This is a genomic window from Nitrospirillum bahiense, from assembly GCF_007828025.1.
GTDB classification, from domain to species: Bacteria; Pseudomonadota; Alphaproteobacteria; order Azospirillales; family Azospirillaceae; genus Nitrospirillum; species Nitrospirillum amazonense.
In genome coordinates this window covers 94,244-117,866 of record NZ_VITO01000008.1, presented here as the reverse complement: position 1 = coordinate 117,866, position 23,623 = coordinate 94,244, and the positions used below count along the sequence as shown (strand labels likewise).

The following is a 23,623-nucleotide window of genomic DNA, read 5'->3' as shown; positions in this document are numbered from 1 at the left end:
AACGATGGATTTAGCGGCACAGGCTGGAAGCCGACCCCAGAGTGTAGACAATGCTCATCGGAGAATTGTCTTCGTCAGCAACTTTTATCCGCCGGCGACGGTCGGCGGCGCCGAGGTGGTTGCCCACCGACAGGCGCTGGCGCTCAAGGAACGGGGATGGGAGGTTTTCGCCTTCGCCGGCCAACTGACCGCAGGCGCGGTACCCGGGGGCACGCTCGTAACCAACGAGCAGGATGGCATCCCTGTCTACCGGCTGGAGATCCAATCCCTTGATCCGGACTCGAACTTCAGCTGGCCGCTGGCCGAAGCCTATTTCCGCGCTCTGGTTTCCGCTTACGACATTAAATGGGTGTTCTGCCACAACGTGATCGGCCTGGGGGTCGGCATCATTCCCCTGGCGCGCTCTATGGGCCTTCGCGTCATCACCACCCTGCACGACAATTGGGGACATTGTTATCGCGGCACCCGCCTGCGGGAAGATGGTAGCGTCTGCGACACGCCGCAGGAATGCTGGGCTTGCCACCCGGGAATCCGGATCCCCAGCGGCGGTCGCCTACCCATACGGGTGCGGCGCGATTACGTCGCCTGGTGCCTGGAGCAGGCGGACACCCTGATCAGCCCCAGCCGTTTCACGGCCCGGTCCTATGATGAGGCCGGGGTGGCGCGTCACCGGATCAACGCCGTCTCCAACGGCATCGACCTGCACGCCATCCCACCGGTAATCCGCAGCGGCGAGGGCCCGATCAACTTCCTATGCGCCGCCTACATGGGAGAGCACAAAGGCATTCCCCAGTTGCTGGAGGCCGCGGAACTGCTGTGGCGCCGTGAGGACCTACGCGGCCGTTGGACTCTATCCCTGGCCGGCGCGGGGCATTTGGCGCCGATGGTGCAGGCTCGCTTAGCCGCGAGCAAATTCGGCGACGCCGTCCGCTTCCTGGGTAAGTTACCACGCGCCGAGTTGATCCGTACCCTATCCCGGTCGCAGGCCGTGGTCCTCCCGTCCGTCTGGCCGGAGAACGAGCCCGTCATTCTGCTGGAGAGCATCGCCTCAGGCGCTGTCCCGATTGCGACCAATCTTGGCGGCAACCCCGAACTCATCCACGACGGGGAAACGGGCATCCTGGTCGAACGGGCGGCCCCTGCCGCCATAGCTGCGGCCATGATTCATCTGATCGAGAACGGTCCCAGCCTGATCCCCACCCTCAGCGCCGCCAATCTCGCTCAACGGGACCGGTTGTCCGAACGCCATACGATGGATCGCCTGGAAACCCTGTTGACCGATCCGCCGGCCCCCGCTCCCGCCCCCTTGCCTGTAATCATTTGCGGCGGCGGGGAACCCGACCTTGGCAGCAAAATATTGATAAATACCCTGCACGACCTGCTGCCCGATACCCCTATTCGCCTTATCTGGCAGGATTGGGCGGACGCGCAGACCTGGAGCGGGGCCGTGGCCTATTGGCACTGGACGCGGGAGAGCGATCTGTTGCCTGCCTTCGAGCGGGCGGCGCGTTATGGCCTGCCCGTCATAACCCGAAGCGATCCGAATCTGACAGCCCGCTTCAACTGGACAGCTGGACTTCATCACTATCAGCAACCTGAAGGTTTCGCAGCCATCCTCCAGCAGTTGCTGTCTACACCGCCCAGTGACCAGATGAAGCCCGAGGTCGCATTGTCCAAGTCCATCCTACGCGCCTACACCATGCTGCGAGATCGGCGTGACTTCCGCCTTGAGGCAGCGACACTCAAATGAAAAAGTCCATCCGCGTACAAATTTGCAACGAACGCTTCCTGTCCCGTTTCGGCCTGGACCGCGTGCTGCTCCAGGCGGCTCACTATTTCCGGACCCAAGGGGCGGAGGTCAGCCTGGCGGCGTTACGGTACGATCAGACGCTGGTTGATTCCCTGGGCTTCAAGGTGGAGAAGGTCATCGTGCCCGAGGGCCTGGACATGCAGGCGACCGAGCGGCAAACGACACATCACATGCTGACGTCCTGGCTCAAGCAGCAGCCGGACGTTGTGATGGTCGGCGGCTGGCCATTTTTCGATTTGGCGTCAAAGTCGCCGGCCCTGGGCGTTCCCAGCTGCTATCCGGACGTTGGTGCCGTTCCCCACGACGGCCTGTCCGAAAACGCCACCAATGTGCAGCAGGAATTGCGGCGCATCCGCGCCCTGACTTTGCCCTTCATCAGCAGCGTGCTACCCATCAGCGATTTTATCCGTTTATCCCAGACGGAACGGGACCGGGGACACACCCAGGGGGTGAGGACGGTCCTAATCGGCACGGATCATCTCGCCACGGCCCCTGCGGAACCCGCCGACACCCACGACGTGCTGCTGGCCCCCTTGCGTGACATCAAGGCGACGGGCGGCAAGCTGATCATCAACCTGGGTCGTTTCGAAGGGGAGGGGTACAAGAACTCCTTCACCAGTTTCACGACGCTGCGCAACTTACGCGCCGCCGGCATCGATGCCAGGCTGATTGTGTTGGGGCGGGCGTCGGAATTCACGGTTCCACCGGACTTGGCCGGCGCGGTGTTGCCCATCGGCAATCCCAGCGATGGCGGTCTGCTGGCCGTTATGCGGGAGGCGGATCTTGGCCTTACCACGTCGCTGTGGGAGGGATTCAACCTGCCACTGGCCGAAATGCAGAATATCGGCAAACCGGTGCTAGCCTTTGTGGCCGGCGCCCATTCCGAAGTGGTCGCCGACCCCTGGTTCCTCTGCGCCAATGTGGACCAGATGGCCCTCAAAGCGGAGTTGCTTCTGGGGGCCGACGCGGACAAGGTGCCGTCGCGCCCCCTGCAGGCACTGGCGCGGTACGCCGGGCGCCTGCCATGGAGCGCGACCTTGGAGAACTGGTGGCAGGAAACAGTAACCCTGGCCCGGCATACGGCCTCCCCCCCCCCGACGCCAACCGGTCGTCGGCTGGTTTTGGTGGATCTGTCCAACAGTTGCCGCGACCCTGCCAATTCCGGCGTCATCCGTGTTTCCCGCCAGTTGACCAAACGCCTGCAACGCCATCCGGCTTTGGATGTGGTGTGCGTGCGCTGGGACAATGAAAGGTACAGCTACAGCCTGATCAATCCGGAAGGCAGCCACTTGGCTAACTACTCGGGGCCGCAGGACTATCACGGCATGTTCTACGATCCAGCGACCGCCCACATTCAGGTGGATCGTCTATTATACGCACCTGATCCCCGCCTACCGCTGGCGCCCATCATGTTTATGCCTGAGATTTGTCTGGATGGCACCCTGGACAGCCGGATGCGCTGGGCTCGCGACCGGAATATGTTCGTCTCGACCATTCTCCATGACCTGATCGCCTACTATCACAAGCAATACTGCACCCTGGAAGTGATCGATGGGTTCGCCAGCTACCTGCCGCCCGTCCTGCACATGGATCAGATCATCACCGTTTCCGAAGTGAGCCTGACGGATTTGCGCCGATACGCGAATGAACGGAAGGCTGAACTGCCGTTGAACGTGCGGGCCGTCTGGCTGCCGGCGCAGTTTTCCAATGTTCCGCGACACAGGCCGACACCGGTGCCCGCCGGTCCGGAAATTCGCATCTTGTGCGTGTCCACGATTGAACCTCGCAAGAATCACCGGCGCCTGGTGGAGGCGTTCGGCCGCCTCGTACGGCGTCGCCCGGACCTGTCCCTGCGTCTCACCTTGGTCGGCAACCGTTATGTCGGCGCCGATGAGCTGGCGGAACAGATTTCTGCCGCCGAACGGGAAGGTATCGACATCGAATGGCGCGGCGTCCTGAGCGACCAGGAGCTGCTCGCCGAATACGCGGCATCACGCTTCACCGTCTATCCTTCCGTTTTTGAAGGGTTCGGCCTGCCCATCATGGAAAGCCTATGGCTGGGCAAGCCGGTCATCTGTTACCAACGGGAGGTCATGGCGGAATTGGCGCAGCCGGGCGGTTGCCTGACTACCGACGTCCTTGATGTGGATGCGCTGTCGGACGCTATGGAGCGCCTGGCGACGGACGACATCCTGCTGGCCCGCCTGCAAAGCGAATTGGCGGCCCGCAGTATGTCTGACTGGGAAGACTATGCCATGGACATGGGCAACCTGCTCTATGGGCTAGGCAATCCCTATCCCACGCCGGCGTGGAAGCCTCAGGTGCGGGAGGGCGTCAGCGCCTGTGATTGATGGCACTGTCGGCCCCATCCACCACCGCCACTATCGCTTGGAGGCTTCCTTGACTGATGGTCGGTTGGAAACACCGTTCGCGATTTTCAACATCGAACTGACCAACCATTGCCCTTTTCGCTGCGTGATGTGCCCGCGTACGCACAACATGAAACGCGACCAGGGCTATATGTCTTTCGAGGTTTTCCAGCACGTTATTGATCAACTGGTTGACGCCAATCCTGATTACGCGCGCAACCATGGCGTTTGGCTGCATCACTTTGGTGAAAGCCTGGTGCATCCGGAGTTCGACCGGTTGATGGCCTATGCCGCGGGCCGGGGCGTGTCCCCCGGATTATCGGTCAACCCGCTGATGCTGGCGCCGAAAATCGCCGAGCGGCTGCTTCTGGCCAGGCCGGCCAAGCTTTACCTGTCGCTGGACGGCCATGATGACAACAGTTTCGCGCGGATCCGTGGTGTGGAGGATGCCTATGGGAAATCGGTGGAACGGCTGCTCGCCTTCCTGGAGATGAAGAAGGTCCTCAGCCCATCCACCCGCGTGCTACTGTCAATGATACACTTCGACGCCAATATCGAGAGCATCGAGAAGATGCGCGCCTATTGGTCCGGTATTGACGGGATAGACCAGTTTCTCGACAAACCCTTCACAAGCTTTGATGGTAATACACCGGAAGTCACGGCGCTGAGGCAGCGGGATCGGATGCCGGAGCAGCACCCCGTGACCTGTCGTGTGCCCATGCAAAGCGTCACTATCACCTGGGACGGCGATGTCGTGCCCTGCTGTTTCGATTTCGACAAGCGCTATGTACTGGGCAACGTCTTGATCGAGCCACTGTCGGATATTTGGAATGGCCCTGCCATGCGGGCTCTTCGGCTTGAATTCCAATCAAATCGGGTGGAAAATCCTTTGTGTCGTAATTGCGAGTCGCTGCGGCAGTAATCTGTCGCCTTGGGCGGGATGAAGCCAGGCTGCGCGGCTCTGCACCTCCTTTAAGGGCCATGCCACGGAGAGGCTTTTGCTTCTGAGCACTTTAAAAAAGATCCCAAAGTTATTTGGGGCGAAACCCGTCGATACCAAAGTCGTGAAAGTCGGCACCCCTAGGGCCGGCTTCTTTGACTTGCACGTTCACACGACCAACGACAAATACATATCGCCGGAGTTGGAGAGGGACGGAATTTGGGAGTCCTTCGAAACGGAGATCTTTAGCCGCCTTTGCCGCCCCGGCGAATTCATTCTCGACATTGGCGCCAACATCGGCTGGTACACCGCCATAGCCGCACGCCTCATAGGCCCTGCGGGCAGTGTGCATGCTTTTGAACCAGATCCGGCTAATTATGCCCTGCTGCGCCGGAACGTGGCGTCAATCCCGTCAAAGGCGAAGGTGCGCCTTTTCAACTTTGCCATTGGCGAGAAGCGGCAGGCATCGACACTGTTCCTGTCGCCCATCAACCGCGGCGACCATAACCTTTTCGCCAGCCAAGAAAGCCGTCAATCGGTAACCATTGAAGTCCGCGCCCTTGACGACTTACTGCGGGGGTGCAGGCACCTGCCAACACTGCTGAAGTCCGACACGCAAGGGTCAGAGGCCCGGGTATTGCGGGGCGCCCGCCGGCTTCTCGGCGAAGGCTGGCGTCCCAACATGATCCTGGAGTTCTGGCCATACGGCCTGCATGGCAGTGGGGATGACGCCGGTGCCCTGTGGCGCCAGTTGGACGACCTCGGCTACGCTACGTTCAAGCTGCTGGAAACGGAGCCGCGCCTGACCCGCCTGCGGCAGGACGACATGGCCTATTGGCTTGGCGAGCGAATCCTCGTGGAAAATCGCGGGTTCATCAACTTGCTCTGCCTTCATCAATCCTCGGATCAGCTTCAGGTGCTGGCCGACCTGATTGATGATTAGAGCTGCTGCGCTCAATCGGAACCGCGGCAAGCCCTAAGTTTTGTGCGCATTGGCAGGGTGCGGAGGCATAGGTGAGTAGCCTCTTCCACCGGCAACCTGTCAGGCCGCAGTCTCAAGCTCGGCGGACATGAGTTCGGCGATGACGGCCGAGATGCCTTTCTCCGCTTTCCATCCCAAAAGGCGTTGGGCCTTAAGAGGATTGCCTACACTATGATCTATCTCCGATGGACGGAACAGGCTGGCGTCGACGTCGACATGGTCCCTCCAGTTCAGGCCGACCGTTTCAAACGAAACGGCCACGAAATCCTCCAGTGACTGCGACTGCCCTGTGGCGATGACAAAATCATCCATCGCGTCGCCTTGCAGCATCCGCCACATCGCATCCACATATTCCGGCGCCCACCCCCAATCCCGGTAGATGGACAACCGGCCCAGCTTCAACCGTTCACCGGACCCCCGGGAGATGCGCGCCGCGGCGGAGATGATCTTCCGGGTCACGAACTGTGACGGACGCAAGGGGGACTCATGATTGAAGAGGATGCCCGTGCAGACGGGCAGGCCATAGGATTCGCGATAGTTCGCCGTCATCCAAAACGCGGCCGCCTTGGCGGAAGCATAAGGGCTACGCGGCTGGAACGGCGTCTCCTCAGCAGCGGGCAACGGCGTGTTGCCGAAGCACTCGCTGGAGCCGGCGTTGAATAACTTGGTTGGGGTGTCCAGCATCCGTAGGCACTCGAGAATATTCAGCGTGCCGTTGGCGATACTGGCGAAAGTCTCGATAGGAACCTCAAAGGAAAGCCCCACCGAAGTTTGCCCCGACAGATTGTAAATTTCGTCCGGGCGCAGAATTCTGAGTGTTCGGAAGAGGCTGTAAAAGTCATCCGTTTGGATGGAGTGGATCTGGACGTCGTCATGAATGCCCAACCTCTCCAGGTTGGTGATCCGCTGATACTTATCACGCCTAGAAGAGCCATGAACCTTGTAGCCCTTGGACAAAAGGTGCTTCGCGAGATAGGCGCCGTCTTGCCCACTTACACCAAGTATCAAAGCCGTCTTCTGCTGCATGCTGAATCTCGTGGGGAATAAAAGCGCGACCGGGGGCCTTGGCACCAAACCAACGCCCCCGGATTGGGGATCACCGGGCGATCAGTCCCGATAACTGTAGCGGACGGGCTCGGTCTTCAGCAATTCGACATCCGACAGCACCATTTCACGGACCAGGTCATCAAACGGCGTTGTCGCCTTCCAACCCAGCTTCTCAGCCGCTTTGGCGGGGTTGCCCAACAGCAGATCCACTTCCGTCGGACGGAAGTAACGCGGATCGATATCGACCAGAAGCGTGCCATCACGGGCGTCCAGGCCCTTTTCCTCTGTACCGCTGCCCACCCATTCGATGGTGCGGCCGATGTGACTGAAGGCAAGCGTCACGAATTCACGAACAGGATGCGTCTCACCGGTGGCCAGGACATAGTCATCACCCGTCGGTTGCTGCAGCATACGCCACATGCCCTCGACATAGTCGCGAGCGTGCCCCCAGTCGCGACGGGCGTCCAGGTTACCCAGCGAAAGCTTATTCAGCCGGCCGTGTTCGATTGCAGCCACCGCCCGCGTGATCTTACGGGTAACAAAGGTCTCGCCACGGATCGGGCTCTCATGGTTGAATAGAATCCCGTTCGACGCGTGAATGCCGTATGCCTCACGATAGTTGACGGTGATCCAGTAGCCATACAGCTTGGCCACGGCATAGGGGCTGCGCGGATAGAAGGGCGTCAGCTCGGTTTGCGGCGTCTCCCGCACCATGCCGTACAACTCGGACGTGGACGCCTGGTAGAAGCGCGTCTTACCCTCCAGCTTCAGCAAGCGGATGGCTTCAAGCAGGCGCAGGGTACCCGTGCCGTCAGCGTTCGCCGTGTACTCCGGGGTTTCGAAGCTGACCTGGACATGGCTCTGCGCAGCCAAGTTGTAGATTTCATCCGGCTGGATATCCTGGACAAGACGGATGAGGCTGGTGGAGTCCGTCAGGTCAGCATGGTGAAGTTGAAACGCCGGGGTGGCGCCATTCTCTTCCTTGAAAAGGTGATCCACTCGACCGACGTTGAATGATGATGCTCGACGCTTAGTGCCGTGAACATCATAGCCCTTGGCCAGAAGCAATTCGGCCAGATAAGCCCCGTCTTGCCCCGTGACCCCGGTAATTAAAGCAACTTTCCCCAACTACCCCTCCTGAGATTGACTCGCCGGCACGCCAGAGGCAATCCGAGCGACAAAAAAGATGGCCTTGTCAAGGCCTAATTTGATCAAATGTCATTGTCGACCATCATCGTTCACCATATCAAACCGCGACACAAAGAGTGAAGGGGAGATTTTGCCATGCAAAAAGAGCAACCCCTCCAAACTCGCCATTATTTATGTGTAATCGAGTAAATATTCTGGTTCTTATCGATATGAGCTCTCGCCATTCCGACTTTCCCCAAATTAAATTCGTCTATAATTATTTGTCGTAGGCTGATGCCATCAATTGAAGTGAATTCGCCCTGCCACTTACAGCAGCCTCGACCCGCGTGGCATCAGGCAACCGTTCGATCCGGATTGCCGCCACAGAGCAGCGTGTGTCTTCAGTGACGAAGAACCGAATTTCAAAATCGTCGATCTCCTCATCGACCACGACAAGGCCGCCCAGCTCCAAGGTTCCGGCGGATGCCTCCGCGACTAGGTCCTGGCGAAACAAGGTGCGGGTACCGGCCGCACCGCAGACGTCCAGATACTCATCGCCGGTCATGTGCCCAATCCAACCGGTGACCGTCAGCCGATAGGTACCAGCTCGCAACTTCTGATAGGGGCCGAAGAAAAGAAAGCCGCGGTTGCCCGTCGTCGAAATGTCGCGCTGGCGACGCGTTCCGCACGTCGTGTTCAGCCGGCGATCACTACCCCAGAAAACATAGTCATCCTGAGATCGCGTAGACCAGTGGACATTCCGCCCCCCATCACGGCCCCCATTGTTAATGGCGTCCCAGAGTTGCCGGGCGCTCTCCCGCCAAGTCAGATACCTTAGACCTTCAGACCGGGTGTGCTGGCCCGCGTTGTATGACTCCAGCCAATCCCGAAGCGCCAAGGCCAGGACTGTGGCATCGGTTTCATCGGGGAAATAACTGGCGTGTTCACCCGCCACCTCGCGGAAGACTGGAATGTCGCGGGCCAGAATGGCCAGGTGATGATGCGCTGCCTCGATCAGGGGCAGACCGAAACCTTCGCCTTCGCTGGCGGCGATCAAGCAGGCGCACGCACCGTAAATCGCTTCCAGATACTCGTCGCTCGCCCCTTCCAGCAAGAATAGCCGCTGCTGCAACTGGGGATGGCCGCGCAACGCCGTCATCAACTCATGAACCATCCAGCCTTCCTTGCCGACGATCACCAAGTTGGCATCGGTTCCATCCCGCCATAACTGCTCAAAGCCGGCCAGGACCTGAGCGTGGCCTTTCCGCGGTTCAATTGTACCGACCATCAGAAACGACGGACGGGAATGCAGCTGCCGTAGAACGGCGTCAGCGTCATGCGGCAGGCCGCCCGATGGCTCGGATTGGTTGATATCGGCCCCGTTGTGGTACCAGCCGACGGATAGCGGGCGGCTGCGGACGGGATTCATCGTCTGCAGCCAATCCAGAATATCGTCGGCCACCGCTTTCGACCCACCCACCAGGACGTCAAGCTGCACGACTGTCTTCAACCAGTCCAAGAAAGTGCCGTAGGTGGAGGGTGGAAAGTGATCCGCCAACAATAGGGGCAATAAGTCATAGACGACGGCAGCCGTGCGGACGCCACGGTTGCGCCAATCCCGCAAGGTAAATGCCTGGGCGGGAAGAAGCACCGGTTGCAGATCCACGGCGACGAAAACATCGCCTTCCCAGGCCTCAACCAATTCGTCATCCGCCCAGTCGCCTGGAATACCCAGATAACCCGTGGTGTAGCGGCGGGCGTAGCGGAAACCCTGCCTGTCCGTGGTGGCATAAACGGGCTCGACCACATAGCCTTCCGGTGGAGAGCGCAGCCATTCAGACAGAATGGCGCGAACAACGCGCTGAATCCCCGTGCGGGCATCACGCTGCACCATTTCCGACACATCGAACAGCAACTGGCGAGGGCGTGGCGCAGGAGGGTGGTTGCGGTTATAGGCTACCGCCACAGCGGCCAAATCCCCTTCCAGGTCCAGGGCCGCCAGATGATGCGGCACCCTGTGATGCGTACGGGCGTAGAACCGCTCCAAAGCCTCCGCGTATCGTTGGGCACCGCGGCGCGGATGATGCCGGTTTTGGATAAAACGCCATGCCGCCTCCACCATGGTCCGCCGCCGCGCTCCATCGATGGACAGATCCACCAAGGCCTGGGCCAGTTGCTCCTGGCTGATATCGACCGGCAGTTGAAGGGCGACTTGGTCATCCAACGCGACCAAGCCGTCCACCGCGTTCACCACCGTAGCCGCCCCGGCGCTGAGACAATCCAATATCGCCTCGTTGCCCTTCGCTGACCCGAACGACTGCAGCTGGACGGCGATGTCGGTGGCCACCAGCCAATTTCGGTACTCGCCCGAAGTGATGCGGCCGGTCATCATAACGTGGGCGCGGCAAGATGCCTGCAGCACCGCCCGTCGCAGGCGGCCGGCGCATTCGTCCGTTTGCGCCCCGACGAAGACGAGGCAAGCCCCCTCTTGCCTCGATAGCGGCGAGACCCGCCAGGCAGCCAGCAGACGCAGAGCCAACTCGCCGTCGTCGCCCGCCCCGGCAAACGCGCTGACAACCAGGGCGCCCGGATCCAGCCCCAACGCCGCGCGCGCCGCGGAACGCCCGACGGACCGTTCCTGCCACCGCACAGGCGCGATTAACTCCCAATCCCGGCTGGTCCCGGTGCCATACCAGTGATCTGCCAGAGCCAGACTGCGACGGTCCTGAACAATGACACCCAGGGCGTCCTGCAAGACGGGAAGGTTAGCGGGATATGCGGCGATTGCTCCCGTCGTCCCTGACCGGTGACGTTCGGCCACCGCAGGATAGCCATGCGCCAAGGCCAGCGCCCGGGTCCAAGCATGGGGGCGCAGCCGGGTGGCTTCGTCCCGTTCCTGGACACCCGCCAGGAAAAAATCCCGCAGCACAATGACGCCTGGGAACTCGCGCAACAAATCCAATATCGGAGCGCAGCCATCAGTATTCGCCACACTATAAAGGACCCGGTGATATCCGGCCGCTGAGTGGCGGAACTCATCGATGGAGAGTAGGCCGCCATGCACGCGGATGTCGTCGCCGTTCAGCACCTGCGGCACCTTGACAATAACATCGACCTCATACCAGCGGACCAGTTCCCGAATCAGGTCCATATCTTGACCGGGAAGCTCCTGACTGGGAGGCTGAGGCAGCACGTAGGCGAGGTGGAGTCGTTCCCCGCGAACCTGCTGCTGGATTCGCGGCTTATGACATCGCGCGAGTTCCGCCCACACCCGCAGCGCGACCAGATCCCAGTCGCCCCCGGCATTCAGTTCATCCTGACCGGCGAGGGTAAACACCTGCTCATCTTCGAAACCCAGGAAATCAATCGCCATCGACGCTGTGGTGGGCGATTGCGCCAAGACGAGGTCTGCACGACGCAGGTCATCTAATCGGCGCTGCTGCCATCGCTGGGAGACAAACCCCGGCAGGAGGCTCGCCGACCCCGGATCACGCAACAGCACCGCCGTCGGTTGGGCATGGAACCGGCCGATGCTGGCCACCGCGTCGCGCGCATCATCGTCAAGCAGCGAGGGCAACAATATCCAGTCGGGTTCTAGCGAAGCGATATAGGCCTCGCGCAACAATTCAGCCGCGAGCCCTGACGCCGGCGCGCTCCAGACGGCGACGCGGCAAGACGGAGCCGAATCCAGCCAGGCGCGCAACGGCTCGACGGTTTCGCCGAAATGAGCACTTAGGACGACGGTGATTTCGTGTTGACCCTGGCCGCGCACTAGGCCCATCAGCAGCGCCCGCGCATCCTGCGCAGCATCCCCATGGCGGGCATCCCCTTGGCACACCTGCAAATCGAAGACTAGACGCACTATCCGTCACTCCCGTCAACGAACCGTCAAGCTGCGCACACGTCGAACCAGACGCTGCGCGCCACCGGGAAGGTCGGCCATGCTGGCGATGGATGCGGACCCGCCAAAACAGACCACGGGCTCCAATTGGCCGGCCCAGCCTTCAACCCTCGCCTCCAGAGCCCCAAGCTTATTATCAATAGATCGCTGGAATTCGTCGGCGGATTGCTGAAGCTGGACAAAACTGGGGTAGGTCCTTTCGTGGATCTCCTGCCCAACATTATCGACCCTGACACCCAGCCGCGTGAGCTGTTCCGAGAGCTCGTCGAATGTCTGGCGTATGTCGGATATCTTCCAGTCTATTTGATGAATCCGCTGTTCCAGGCGTCTTCCGCGTTCCATCTTTCCACGGAACCCTCGCTCTCGCTTCATCTCGGTTTGAAGCGCCGTTAAAGCGCGGTCAAGTTCTGGCAGCAAGGATCGCCGAATTGGTTCTGACTGCCAAATTTCCAAAAGGACGGCACGCTTATCGACGCCGCTGCGCAACATGTTGCGGTATCGGTTCACTTCATGACTGCCGGGAAAACGGCCAACAATATTTTGATATGCTAAATCAATGAACTCTTTATCATGGAACTTTAGGATTTCTTCGACCATTACGCGATCATCCACATCCCAACGAAATTATATTCTAGCTAGCCCCGCAAAGGGAATCAGCCCAAGTTCCCTGTATCGCATGAAGCAAGTCTGTCGCGCCACCCCCCACGGCAATCGCTTGAAGCGGGTCTTGACAAGAGAGGGCTTTCAGAGCGGTAGCGATCTGTAATTCGTAGGAGGCTCCATTGATCTGGAGTTCTTGATGGCCGGTTCGCTCCTCGACCATTTTGCGGCGCTCAGCGATCCGCGGCAATCCTGGAAGGTCGTTTATCCACTGCCGGAGATCCTGCTTGTGGTGCTGTGCGCCACGATCGCGGGGGCTGAGGATTTTGTCGAGATTCGGCGGTGGGGCACGATGAACCGGGATTTCTTGCGGCGGTTTTTGTCCTATGCGGACGGGATACCAAGCCACGACACGCTGAATGACATCCTCAACGCGCTCGATGGCGATCTTTTTGCGCGATGCTTCGGCGACTGGGTCGAGGGGCTGCGCGAGGCCGAGCCGGACATCGTCGCGATCGACGGTAAAACCTCGCGGTGGACGCATGACCGGGCGAAGGATCGCAATCCGCTGCATCTCGTTTAAGCCTGGGCCAGCCGGCAGCGCTTGGTGCTGGGCCAGCGAGCGTGCGAAGCCAAGTCCAATGAGATCACGGCCATTCCGTTGCTGCTCGACCGACTGGCGTTGACCGGGGCGCTCGTCACCATCGATGCGATGGGCTGCCAGACCAAGATCGCCCAGAAGATTCTCGATAAAGGCGCCGAGTACCTGCTGGCCATCAAAGAGAACTGGCCCAACCTGCACAGCGAGGTCATCCGCCACTTCGACGATCTGCCTGCCGCCGACACGGTCGAGACGACCGATGGCGAGCACAGCCGCATCGAGGTGCGCCGCCATATCGTCAGCCACGAAGTGGACTGGCTTACCACAGACCGCCGCTTCCCCGGCGAACCCCGCTTCCCCGGCCTCAAAGCCATCGCCATGGTCGAAGTCGAGATCGAGCGTAACGGCAAAACCAGCCTGGAACGCCGATACTACCTTTCATCTCAAAAACTCGACACCCGCCTCTTCGCTCATGCCGTCCGAGCCCACTGGCATATCGAAAACCGGCTCCACTGGGTGCTCGATGTCGTCTTCCATGAAGACTTGAGCCGCCTCAGAGGTGCGCGCCAATCTCCTGGTGAGGAGCTTGACGCTGGCGGCGAAGATCCATGCGGTTGCGGTGTCGGTTCCCCGTTCGAAGTCTTTAGCGAGGCGCCGATTGCGGCCCAACCAGGCGAAAGTCCGTTCCACCACCCAACGCCTGGGCAGGACGACGAAGCCCTGGGCGGTGTCGGATCGTTTGATGATCTCCAGGGTCCAATTGCCCATGGTGGCCAGGGCGGTCTCCAACTTGTCGCCCGCGTAGCCGCCATCGGCAAAGACATGCCGCAGCCAAGGGAACGCGGCGCGGATCGAAGCCAGTACCGAAGGAGCGCCATCACGGTCCTGGATATCGGCACCATGAACGACGGCACCGACCAGTAACCCGTTGGTATCCGTGATGATATGGCGCTTGCGGCCCTTCACCTTCTTGCCCGCGTCATACCCACGCACGCCACCGGCTTCCGTGGTCTTGGCCGACTGGCTGTCGATGACGCCGGCGCTGGGACCGGCCGCGCGACCCATCCTTTCCCGCGTACGCATCAGCAATAAATGGTTCAGCCGCTTCTACGTCCCATCGTTCCGCCAGGCGTAGAAGTAACGCTGCACCGTTGTCCGCGGCGGAAAGCTGTCCGGCAGCATCCGCCATGCAGCATCCGCCATGCGCATCCGCCCTCCAGCACGTAGAAAATCGCCTCCACCACCGACCGCAGCTCTACCTCTCGCGGCCGGCCCCGTCGGTACGCGCCAGGAAGCGCCGGGCACAGGACGTCCCATTCTTCGTTCGTCAGATCGCTGGCATACTTCAGATGATCCCGCCGATACTGGCGACGGGTGATATCAGTCCACATAATCTTGGGATCCATTCTCGTCTTCGCAAACAGAACGAATCACAAGAGACTGATATCACTCAACTTATTTATGGGCCGGGCTCTCAGATCCGGCAACGGACCCCAGAACATGGCAACCATCCGACACATGGCCATGAACCTCCTGCGAGGCGCAAAGGACAAGCACAGCCTCAAAGTCCGCAGAAAATCCGCCGCCTGGGATACCCAATACCTTCACGCCCTCATCACACAGTCCGCATAACCCACTTCAAGCGATTCCCCTGCGCCACCCCCCAATCGATAGACCAGGGAAACAGGGGTCACATGAAATCGGTGCGGGCGATGGTTCCCCGCACCGATTTCAGGCGTCCCAACTGGAATTTCGTCCTTACCAATGCCCGCCCAGCATCTTCACGATGGCCGAGAAGTCCAAATGCCCGTTGCCGGCGGCGGCAAATAAGGCGTACAGCGCCGCCGCGTTGGCGCCCAAGGGCGTGGCGGCGCCGCTGGAGGCGGCGGCGGCCTGGGCCAGCTTTAGGTCCTTCAGCATCATGTCGACGGCGAAGCCCGGGGCGTAGTTGCGGTTGGCGGGGGAGGTGGGCACGGGGCCGGGCACCGGGCAATAGCTGGTCAGCGACCAGCACTGGCCGGAGGAGGTAGAACTGACATCGAACAGCTTCTGCCGGTCCAGGCCCAGCTTGTCGGCCAGGGCGAAGGCCTCCGACACGGCGATCATGGAAATACCCAGGATCATGTTATTGCAAATCTTGGCCGCCTGGCCGGTGCCGGGACCGCCGGTGTGCACCACCGTCTTGCCCATCTGCGAGAGATAGGGCCGCGCCCGCTCCATCGCCTCGTCACTGCCACCCACCATGAAGGTCAGGGTACCGGCCGCAGCCCCGCCGGTGCCGCCGGAGACGGGGGCATCCACCATGGCGAAGCCGCGGGCGGCGGCGGCGGCGGCCACGGCGCGGGCGCTGTCGACGTCGATGGTGGAACTGTCGATCAGCAGGGCGGCCGGAGCCGCGGTGTCGAACACGTTACCGGCGTCCTCATAGACGCCGCGTACATGACGGCCGGCGGGCAGCATGGTCACCACCACCTCGGCACCCGAGGCGGCGTCGCCGACGGACCCGGCGATGATGCCGCCAGCCTCGGCCAGAGCCGCCAACGACTGGGGCGCCAGATCGAAACCCACGACGGTGTGGCCAGCCTTCAGCAGGTTGCGTGCCATGGGCAGGCCCATGTTGCCCAGACCGATAAATGCGATGCGGCTCATGATCGTTCCTCTCCCGTAATTATTCTTCACCCCTTCGCCAACAGGCGGCGGGCGATGATCAGACGCATGATCTCATTGGTGCCTTCCAGGATCTGGTGCACCCGGACGTCGCGGACGTAGCGTTCCAGCGGGTATTCCCGGATGTAGCCGTAGCCGCCGTGCAGCTGCAGCGCCTCGTTGCAAACCTGGAATCCCACGTCGGTGGCGAAGCGTTTGGCCATGGCGCACCAGGTGGTCGCTTCCGGGTCGCCGGCGTCCAGGGTGGCCGCCGCGCGGTGCACCATCAGGCGCGCGGCCTCCAGTTCCGTCACCATGTCGGCCAGGCGGAACTGCAGGGCCTGGAAATCCGCCAGCTTGCGGCCGAAGGCCTCGCGCTCGCCCATGTAGCGGGTGGCAAGGTCCAGGCAGGCCCGCGCCCCGCCAAGGGAGCAAGAGGCGATGTTGATGCGGCCGCCGTCCAGGCCCTTCATGGCGATGCCGAAGCCCGCACCCTCCTCCCCCAGCCGGTTTTCCACCGGCACCCGGCAATCCTCGAAAATCACCTGGGCGGTGGGCTGGCAGTTCCAGCCCATCTTCTTCTCCTTCTTGCCGAAGCTGAGGCCCGGCGTGCCTTTCTCCACCACCAGGGCCGAGATGCCCTTGGGGCCAGGCCCACCGGTGCGCACCATGACGACGTAAAGGTCGGACACGCCGGCACCGGAAATGAAGGCCTTCGATCCGTTCAGCACATAATGGTCACCATCGCGCACCGCCTTGGTCCGCAAGGCGGCGGCATCGGAGCCGGAGCCAGGTTCGGTCAGGCAGTAGCTGGCCACCCGGTCCATGGTCATGAGACCCGGCAGGTACTTCGCCCTAATTGTATCGCTTCCGAAACGATCGATCATCCACGCCGCCATGTTGTGGATGGACAGGAAGGCCGAGGTGGCGACGCAGCCGGCCGACAGCTCCTCGAATAACAGGGCCGCATCCAGGCGGGTAAGGCCGGAGCCGCCATGTTCTTCCCCGCAATAGAGCCCGCCCATGCCCAGGGCCGCGGCGGCGCGCAGCGCGTCGAGGGGAAAGATCTCCTTTTCATCCCACTGGGCGGCATATGGCGCCAGATGCTCGGCGGCGAAATTCCGCGCCATGTCGCGGAACGCCGTCTGCTCCTCGGTCAGGTTGAAGTCCATGGGCCCTATCCTCCCTGTTCTTGGTTTTAGGCGGCCCGGCCTCAGGCCATGTTCAGCATGATGGTCTTCTTGTGCGTGAAGTGTTCCAGCATGGCCTCCAGCGTCGCCTCCTTGCCCAGGCCGGAGGACTTCACCCCGCCGTAGGACAGGTTGGGCTGCACCACAAGGTTCTGGTTCACCTGCACCAGGCCGGCCTGAAGGCGCTGGGTGGCGTCCAGCGCCGTCTTCAGGTCGCGGGTCCAGATGGTGGCGGCCAAGCCGAATTCGCTGTCGTTGGCCTGGGCGATCACGTCTTCATAATCCGTGAAGCGGATGACGCAGGTGACGGGCCCGAAGATCTCCTCCCGCGCCAGCCGGCTGTCGTTGGTCATGCCGGTGAAGATGACGGGGCGGACGTACAGGCCCTGGGCCAGCGCGGCGTCCGTGGGGAGGGCAGAGCATTCATGCGCGGTGGCGCCGGGGGTGCGCTTGCCCTCGGCGATGTAGCCCTGGACGCGGTCGAACTGCTGCGGCGAGACGATGGTGCCGATGTCCGTCCTCTCATCCAGCGGGTCGCCCATGACCATGGCGTCCACCTTGGCCTTCAGCGCCGTGACGAAGGCATCGTGCAGGCTGTCGTGCACGAAGATGCGGCTGGCGGCGGTGCAGCTCTGCCCCTGGCGGGTGAAGCGCATGCCGGTGATGGCGCCGGCCACCGCCTGGTTCAGATCGGCGTCGCCCATGACGATCATGGGGCTCTTGCCGCCCAGCTCCAGCGTCACGGGGATCAGCTTGTCCGCCGCCGTGCGGCTGACGATGCGGCCGGTTTCGACCGAGCCGGTGAAGGTGACCTTGGCCACCTTGGGATGGGCCACCAACGGCGCGCCGCATTCGGGGCCGAAGCCGGACAGGATGTTCAGCACGCCGGCCGGCAGCACCTGGGCCATGATCTGGCAGGCGCGCAGCACGGCGAACGGCGCCTCTTCCGCCGACTTCACCACCACGGTGTTGCCCGCCACCAGCGCCGGCGCGATCTTCAGCGCCATCAGCATCATGGGCACGTTCCAGGGAATGATGGCGCCTACCACGCCCAGGGGCTCACGCACCGTCAAGGTCAGCATCTTGGGATTGAAGGGTACGGTCTCGCCCTTCAGCTCACCGCCCAGACCGCCGAAGAAGGTGAAGGCGTCGGCCAGCACGCCGGCCTCGACCCGGCTTTCCGTACGCAGAGCCTTGCCCGTCTCCAGCGCCACCAGACGGGCCAGTTCTTCGGTGTGGGCGGTCAGCAGGCGGCCGCATTCCGCCACCAGCCGGCCGCGCTCCCGCGCCGGCAGGGCTTTCCACGCCACGCCGGCCCCGACGGCGGCGGCCACGGCGGCATCCACGTCGGCGGCCTCGCCATAGCCGGCGCGGCCCATGACCTCACCCTTGGCCGGGTTGACCACGTCGAAGGTCTTGCCCGAGGCCGAGGGCACCAGGCGCCCGCCGATCAGGTGCTTGCCTGACAACTCGGCCGCCAGGGCATAGGGATCCAGCTGCGGGGCGAGGGGGGTGGCGATGGTGCTCATGGGGTTCACTCCTGTTTATTCTGTGTGCGCTCCCGGCTGGGCCTCAGGACGCGCCCTTCCGCTGAAGACATGGCATGGCCCCGCGTGGATCGCCATTATCCGGGCGGGGAGCTTGGCGACATAGGTGGCAAGTACGCGAAACGGCTGTGCAAGAATGCGCAGACGCAACGCCCCGGCCCTGGGAAAATGGGCACATGGCGCTCAGTCTATCACCAGGCTGACGCCCCCGACGCTGGGGTCGGAACCGGGTTTGGGGGGCCGCCGGGAGATCAAGGTGACGGTATCGGCCAGGGGTGATCCGCTCACCGCGGTCGCCAGCGCGGGCAGGCGGCCGGTGATGTCCAGCACCACGTCGCGGTGGCCGCCGTCATCCTCCGCCGGCTGGCTGGCCATGAAGGTGTAAAGGCCCAGGCGGCGGGGCTCATCCGCCGCATCCACCGGTGCGGTTTCCAACGTGCCGGCGAACACCATCACCGGCGTGCCCGTCGGCGCGCGCCGGCGCACGTCATGGATGACCAGCTGCACCCTGTGCCCCTGGGCCGCGGCCGCCACAGCATCGGCCCACCGCGCCGGGCCGCTTAAAGGCAGCGATTGGGGGGCCGCGGCCAGGACCCAAGCCTGGCCGACCGTCCGGCGCCCCTCGCCCTTTTCCACCAGCCAGATGCCCAGGACCAAGGCGATACCCAGCATTATCAATCCCGCGACCGGCACCCGCGTCATGACCCATTCCTCGATGCGACCCATCCTTGAACATCCGGTTGATCTCATGAATACGCCTATTTGGCGGGAAACCAGCGCCTTTGCTGGACATGGCCGGTCAGCGGGGCCGGGCGTCCTACGCTGGTAGCGGCAAGGGCGCGTCCATGTAACGCCATTAAAATTTGTTACCGCTAACAAAAGTCGCTTGACGACAGGACGGGATATAAATATTATTTATCCCAAGCGAACGATCCCATGGATCGATCGACCAAGATGGGGACGAAACACCCGAAGACGCAGCATCGCCCAATGGGCGTGCGGCGGGTTGGCCCGACGGCCACCGTTTCCCCATCGCCCGAGTTTCGCCGGCCCTGTCGGCACATCGCATCTGGCAAGTCCTGCAGAGGCCCGCTCATGGTCCGGCAGGGGTTACCCGATGGCCCTGTGAGAACCCTCCCGTTCCCAGGGTCTTATCTCCCCAAGCCGGGGCGCGCGTCGCCCCGGCTTCTTTTTTTATCCCCCGCTCAGATCGGCGCGAAGTTCCTGATTCCCTGGACGCCTTTCCTGCGCCAGGATGCGGACGGGGAAAACCTGGGGAACCTCGACAATCATGCGTAGGCATCCGCTTGCCACCGCCGCCCTGGCCGTGGCCTTTTGCACGCTGTCCGTCGCGACGGGAACCGTCGCGAACGCCAAGTCGCCGGCCGGCGACATCAACCTGGCGGCGCAGACCATCCCCGCCGCCATCGGCGCCGATCCCGTCCCGGATTCCCAGCATCCCGCCCGCATGGCGGTGCTGCATATCCCCACCGGCGGTCGCACGGGCCATCCGGTGGAGATCAACGGCGTCGCCTATCTGGCATCGGGCGCCGGACCCCACCCCACCCTGCTGTTGCTGCATGGCCTGCCCGGCAATGAGAAGAACCTGGACCTGGCCCAGGCGGTGCGCCGGGCCGGCTGGAACGTGGTGACCATGAACTATCGCGGATCCTGGGGCAGCCCCGGCAGCTTCCGCTTCGCCAACAATCCGGAGGACGCGGCGGCGGCCCTGGCCTATCTGCGCGACCCGGCTCGCGCGCAGGAACTGGGTGTCGACACCGGGCGCCTGGTCATCGCCGGACACAGCATGGGCGCCTGGACGGCCGCCCATGCCGCGGCGAGGGACGGCAAACTGGCCGGCCTGATCCTGATTTCCATGGGGGACATCGGCATCATCGCCCACCTGCCCCATGACAAGCTGGTGGCGCTGGCCGCCGACAACCACGAATCGCTGGCCGGCGTCACGCCGGAAAGCATGGCCAAGGACATCGAGAGCCATGCCGACGCCTTCGCCACCGCCCCGCTGACCGCCCGCCTGACGGCCACGCCCCTTCTGGCCCTGACATCCGACGACGGGCTGGCCAGCCACACCGACGCCCTGGTGGCCGGCATCCGCGCCCATGGCGGTACCCAGATCAGCACCGCCCACGCCGCCACCGACCATGGCTGGTCCGACCACCGCGTCGCGCTGGAGGCGGCGGTGATCAACTGGCTGCAGAAGCTGGGGAACTAGCCGGAACCCTCACACATACGGATCCGCCGTCCCCATGTGGTCCTGGACGTAGCGGCGGATGCCTTCCTCCAGTTCGGTGAAGGGGCGGTCATAGCCGGCGGCGCGCAGGCGGGCCATGTCCGCCTGGGTGTAATACTGGTACTTGCCCTTCAAATGGTCGGGCATCGGGATGTAGTCGATGCGGGGGGGCAGCCCTGCGGCGGCGAACAGGGCATGCGCCAGGTCGTTCCAGCTGCGCGCCTTGCCGGTGCCCAGATTGAACAGGCCGCTGACGCTAGGATTGTCATAGAGCCACAGCATGACGTCGACCGTATCGCCCACCCAGACGAAGTCGCGCACCTGGCCGCCATCGGCGTAGTCCGCTCGGTCGCTGGCGAACAGGCGCGCCGGCTCCCCACCCATGATCTGGGGATAAAGCTTGGCGGGGACGGAGCGCATGCCACCTTTATGGTACTCGTTGGGGCCATAGACGTTGAAGAACTTCAGGCCCACATGCTGCGGCGGCGTGGGCGCCCCCTGGTCCAGGGCGGCGCGCACCCGGCGGTCCAGCAGGTGCTTGGACCAGCCATAGGGGTTCAGCGGCCGCAGCCGCGCCAGCGCCCCGGCCGAGGACTCGTCGTCAAATCCCTGGGCGCCGTCGCCGTATGTCGCGGCGGAGGAGGCGTAGATAAGCCGCGTGCCCGTGACGGCACACCACGACCATAGGTCCAGCGTCAGCCGGAAGTTATTCTCCACCACCAGGTCGGCATCCGTCTCGGTGGTGGCCGAGATGGCGCCCATGTGGAAGATGATCTTCACCGCGTCGCCGTGGCGGTCCAGGAACTCCGGCAGCTGTTCCGGCGTCACCAGGTCATGCAGGTTGCGCTTGGCGATGTTGCGCCACTTGTCCCCCTGGCGCAGCCGATCGACCACGACGATGGGACCCAGGCCCCGCTGTTCCAGGCCGGCCACCAGATTGGACCCGATGAAGCCGGCGCCGCCGGTCACGATGATCATGGACTGCTGTTTCCCGTAAAAATCCGCGCCGTATCCTGGGGTCGAGACCGACACGGCCTTGATAGGGGGCCACGTCCCCCGGGGCAAGCCGCCCCCAACGCACGCCAGAGGGGCGGCCGGGTCAGCCCGTCACGCGGATGCGCTTGGCGATGCCGGTTGTGCTTTGGTTGGGCACCAACTCCACCAGGGCCACGCGGCCGCCATGGGCCTGGACCACATCCGCGCCCACCACCTGGTCGATGGTGTAATCCGCACCCTTGATCAGCACGTCGGGCATCACCTCGGTGATCAGCGCCAGGGGCGTGTCGTCCTCGAACAGGGCGACGGCGTCGACCGAGCCGAAAGCGGCCAGCACGATGGCCCGCGACCGCTCGTCCTGGATGGGCCGCTCGGGCCCCTTCAGGCGGCGCACCGACGCGTCGGAGTTGAGGCCGACGATCAGGCGGTCGCAGGTGGCGCGCGCGGCGGCCAGCAGCTGGACATGGCCGGGATGGATCAGGTCGAAGCAGCCGTTGGTGAAACCCACCTTCAGGCCCCGGCGGCGCCAGCGGGCGATCTGTTCCCGCAGTTCCGTACCGCCCAGCACCTTGGACAGGTTCTGGCGGTCGTCCTGTTCGGCCAGGGCGTGCATCAGTTCCGCCGGGCTGACCACGGCCGTGCCCACCTTGGCCACCACCAGGCCGGCGGCGACGTTGGCCAGCTCCACCGCCTCGGCGATGTCCGCCCCTGTCGCCAGCGCGGTGGCGATGACGGACACCACGGTGTCGCCGGCGCCGGAAACGTCGAAGACCTCCTTGGCCTCGGCCTGCACGTTCAGGGACGTGCCATCGCCCCGGACCAGGGTCATGCCCTCCTCACTGCGGGTGACCAGCATGCCCTCGATGCCATGGTCGCGCATCAGGGTGCCGGCGGCGGCCACGATCTCTTCCGTGGTCCTGGGGCTATGTCCCACGGCCAGCGCCAGCTCCGCCCGGTTGGGCGTGACCAGGGTGGCGCCGCGATAGATGGAATAGTCGGCGCTCTTGGGATCGACGATCACCGGCTTGCCGGCCTCGCGCGCCAGGGCGATCAATTCCTTCAGGACCGGCGGCGTGAACACGCCCTTGCCGTAGTCGGACAGGATGACGACGTCGACGCCGGACAGGTGCGCGGCCATGGCCGTCACCAGGCCGCGATGCGTATCCTCCGCCACCGCCTCCTCACTGTCCCAGTCGGAACGCAACAGGTGGTGGCCATCGGCCACGAAGCGCGTCTTTTCCGAGGTGCGGCGCCGGGTATCCACCTGCAGGATGGGGGTGACCTGGGCATCGGCCGCCACCAGCTGGCTGACGCGCACACCGGCGGCATCGCCGCCGATGACGCCGCCGAACACCACGTGGCCGCCCAGCGCCGTAATGTTGCGCACCACGTTGCCCGCACCACCCAGCATGACGTCCTCATGCGCGTTGCGCAGCACGGGCACCGGCGCCTCCGGCGAAATGCGCCCCACCTTGCCGCGCACGAAACGGTCCAGCATGACGTCGCCGATGACCATGACCCGGCCCCCCGCCAGGCCTTCCACCGTGGAACTCAAACCGACAAAGCGGCTCATGGCTTCCCCATCCCCCGATCAAACAACAGGCCACACATTATT

At 63.0% G+C, this 23,623-nt stretch carries 15 protein-coding genes and 3 pseudogenes; 7 read left to right on the top strand and 11 right to left on the bottom strand.

Translation table 11 applies throughout. The annotated features are described in order from the left end of the window. Positions 1 to 4 precede the first annotated feature (4 nt). From FBZ88_RS13610 to FBZ88_RS13595, 4 genes are all read left to right on the top strand, one after another. Complete coding sequence (locus tag FBZ88_RS13610) at positions 5 to 1,750, top strand: glycosyltransferase (RefSeq protein WP_145617546.1); 1,746 nt, start codon at positions 5 to 7, stop codon at positions 1,748 to 1,750. Next, on the top strand, positions 1,747 to 4,161 hold the full coding sequence (locus FBZ88_RS30885) for a glycosyltransferase (protein WP_246138653.1): 2,415 nt from the start codon (positions 1,747 to 1,749) through the stop codon (positions 4,159 to 4,161). Before FBZ88_RS13610 ends, FBZ88_RS30885 begins: the two co-directional genes overlap by 4 nt. A gap of 49 nt (positions 4,162 to 4,210) precedes the next feature. Next, positions 4,211 to 5,101 (top strand): radical SAM/SPASM domain-containing protein, encoded by an 891-nt coding sequence (locus FBZ88_RS13600; protein ID WP_145617545.1) that lies wholly within the window; start codon positions 4,211 to 4,213, stop codon positions 5,099 to 5,101. 76 nt (positions 5,102 to 5,177) lie between these two features. Next, positions 5,178 to 6,062: an FkbM family methyltransferase gene (locus tag FBZ88_RS13595; RefSeq protein WP_145617544.1), complete on the top strand. Its 885-nt coding sequence runs from the start codon at positions 5,178 to 5,180 to the stop codon at positions 6,060 to 6,062. Between the two features lie 99 nt (positions 6,063 to 6,161). Here FBZ88_RS13595 and FBZ88_RS13590 read toward each other — a convergent pair whose 3' ends face one another. From FBZ88_RS13590 to FBZ88_RS13575, 4 genes are all read right to left on the bottom strand, one after another. Continuing rightward, positions 6,162 to 7,127 (bottom strand): GDP-mannose 4,6-dehydratase, encoded by a 966-nt coding sequence (locus FBZ88_RS13590; RefSeq protein ID WP_145617542.1) that lies wholly within the window; start codon positions 7,125 to 7,127, stop codon positions 6,162 to 6,164. 81 nt (positions 7,128 to 7,208) lie between these two features. Continuing rightward, a complete protein-coding gene (gene gmd / locus FBZ88_RS13585) occupies positions 7,209 to 8,276 on the bottom strand; it encodes a GDP-mannose 4,6-dehydratase (RefSeq protein ID WP_145617541.1) in 1,068 nt (355 codons plus the stop codon). 277 nt (positions 8,277 to 8,553) lie between these two features. Then, positions 8,554 to 12,138: a glycosyltransferase gene (locus tag FBZ88_RS13580; RefSeq protein ID WP_145617540.1), complete on the bottom strand. Its 3,585-nt coding sequence runs from the start codon at positions 12,136 to 12,138 to the stop codon at positions 8,554 to 8,556. A gap of 15 nt (positions 12,139 to 12,153) precedes the next feature. Next, positions 12,154 to 12,774, bottom strand: a complete 621-nt coding sequence (locus FBZ88_RS13575; protein ID WP_145617539.1) for a DUF4214 domain-containing protein — start codon at positions 12,772 to 12,774, stop codon at positions 12,154 to 12,156. Positions 12,775 to 12,976: 202 nt separating this feature from the next. On the opposite strand from FBZ88_RS13575, the pseudogene FBZ88_RS13570 reads away from it, so the two are divergent. Next, positions 12,977 to 13,936 (top strand): annotated as a pseudogene (locus FBZ88_RS13570) (ISAs1 family transposase); the annotation flags it as partial. Between the two features lie 3 nt (positions 13,937 to 13,939). Here FBZ88_RS13570 and FBZ88_RS13565 read toward each other — a convergent pair. After that, positions 13,940 to 14,769, bottom strand: a pseudogene (locus FBZ88_RS13565) (IS5 family transposase); the annotation flags it as partial. A gap of 82 nt (positions 14,770 to 14,851) precedes the next feature. Between FBZ88_RS13565 and FBZ88_RS30880 the strand changes: the two are divergent. Then, positions 14,852 to 15,010 (top strand): annotated as a pseudogene (locus FBZ88_RS30880) (ISAs1 family transposase); the annotation flags it as partial. Positions 15,011 to 15,136: 126 nt separating this feature from the next. Here the strand turns inward: FBZ88_RS30880 and mmsB are convergent. From mmsB to FBZ88_RS13545, 4 genes are all read right to left on the bottom strand, one after another. Then, the gene (mmsB, locus tag FBZ88_RS13560; protein ID WP_145617537.1) at positions 15,137 to 16,027 is read right to left on the bottom strand and encodes a 3-hydroxyisobutyrate dehydrogenase; all 891 of its coding nucleotides are present in this window, start codon (positions 16,025 to 16,027) and stop codon (positions 15,137 to 15,139) included. Between the two features lie 26 nt (positions 16,028 to 16,053). Beyond that, positions 16,054 to 17,196 (bottom strand): isobutyryl-CoA dehydrogenase, encoded by a 1,143-nt coding sequence (locus FBZ88_RS13555; protein WP_145617535.1) that lies wholly within the window; start codon positions 17,194 to 17,196, stop codon positions 16,054 to 16,056. 41 nt (positions 17,197 to 17,237) lie between these two features. Next, the gene (locus FBZ88_RS13550) at positions 17,238 to 18,743 is read right to left on the bottom strand and encodes an aldehyde dehydrogenase family protein (RefSeq protein WP_145617533.1); all 1,506 of its coding nucleotides are present in this window, start codon (positions 18,741 to 18,743) and stop codon (positions 17,238 to 17,240) included. 201 nt (positions 18,744 to 18,944) lie between these two features. Continuing rightward, on the bottom strand, positions 18,945 to 19,487 hold the full coding sequence (locus FBZ88_RS13545) for a hypothetical protein (protein WP_145617531.1): 543 nt from the start codon (positions 19,485 to 19,487) through the stop codon (positions 18,945 to 18,947). A 565-nt stretch (positions 19,488 to 20,052) separates the two neighbouring features. Here FBZ88_RS13545 and FBZ88_RS13540 point away from each other — a divergent pair. Next, positions 20,053 to 20,994, top strand: coding sequence for an alpha/beta fold hydrolase (locus tag FBZ88_RS13540; RefSeq protein ID WP_211102650.1), 942 nt, complete (start codon positions 20,053 to 20,055; stop codon positions 20,992 to 20,994). Between the two features lie 9 nt (positions 20,995 to 21,003). Here the strand turns inward: FBZ88_RS13540 and rfaD are convergent, their stop codons facing one another. Together rfaD and rfaE1 are read right to left on the bottom strand one after the other, a co-directional pair. Then, positions 21,004 to 21,990, bottom strand: coding sequence for an ADP-glyceromanno-heptose 6-epimerase (gene rfaD, locus FBZ88_RS13535; RefSeq protein WP_145617529.1), 987 nt, complete (start codon positions 21,988 to 21,990; stop codon positions 21,004 to 21,006). Positions 21,991 to 22,111: 121 nt separating this feature from the next. Then, positions 22,112 to 23,581 (bottom strand): D-glycero-beta-D-manno-heptose-7-phosphate kinase, encoded by a 1,470-nt coding sequence (gene rfaE1, locus FBZ88_RS13530; RefSeq protein ID WP_145617527.1) that lies wholly within the window; start codon positions 23,579 to 23,581, stop codon positions 22,112 to 22,114. Between the last annotated feature and the right edge of the window lie 42 nt (positions 23,582 to 23,623).

What these genes read in the sequence shown, in the direction of transcription:
- FBZ88_RS13610 (WP_145617546.1), top strand. Translation starts at nt 5, where the DNA reads ATGGATTTAGCGGCACAGGCTGGAAGCCGACCCCAGAGTGTAGACAAT.
- FBZ88_RS30885 (WP_246138653.1), top strand. Translation starts at nt 1,747, where the DNA reads ATGAAAAAGTCCATCCGCGTACAAATTTGCAACGAACGCTTCCTGTCC.
- FBZ88_RS13590 (WP_145617542.1), bottom strand. Translation starts at nt 7,127, where the DNA reads ATGCAGCAGAAGACGGCTTTGATACTTGGTGTAAGTGGGCAAGACGGC.
- FBZ88_RS13575 (WP_145617539.1), bottom strand. Translation starts at nt 12,774, where the DNA reads ATGGTCGAAGAAATCCTAAAGTTCCATGATAAAGAGTTCATTGATTTA.
- mmsB (WP_145617537.1), bottom strand. Translation starts at nt 16,027, where the DNA reads ATGAGCCGCATCGCATTTATCGGTCTGGGCAACATGGGCCTGCCCATG.
- FBZ88_RS13555 (WP_145617535.1), bottom strand. Translation starts at nt 17,196, where the DNA reads ATGGACTTCAACCTGACCGAGGAGCAGACGGCGTTCCGCGACATGGCG.
- FBZ88_RS13550 (WP_145617533.1), bottom strand. Translation starts at nt 18,743, where the DNA reads ATGAGCACCATCGCCACCCCCCTCGCCCCGCAGCTGGATCCCTATGCC.
- FBZ88_RS13545 (WP_145617531.1), bottom strand. Translation starts at nt 19,487, where the DNA reads ATGGGTCGCATCGAGGAATGGGTCATGACGCGGGTGCCGGTCGCGGGA.
- FBZ88_RS13540 (WP_211102650.1), top strand. Translation starts at nt 20,053, where the DNA reads ATGCGTAGGCATCCGCTTGCCACCGCCGCCCTGGCCGTGGCCTTTTGC.
- rfaD (WP_145617529.1), bottom strand. Translation starts at nt 21,990, where the DNA reads ATGATCATCGTGACCGGCGGCGCCGGCTTCATCGGGTCCAATCTGGTG.
- rfaE1 (WP_145617527.1), bottom strand. Translation starts at nt 23,581, where the DNA reads ATGAGCCGCTTTGTCGGTTTGAGTTCCACGGTGGAAGGCCTGGCGGGG.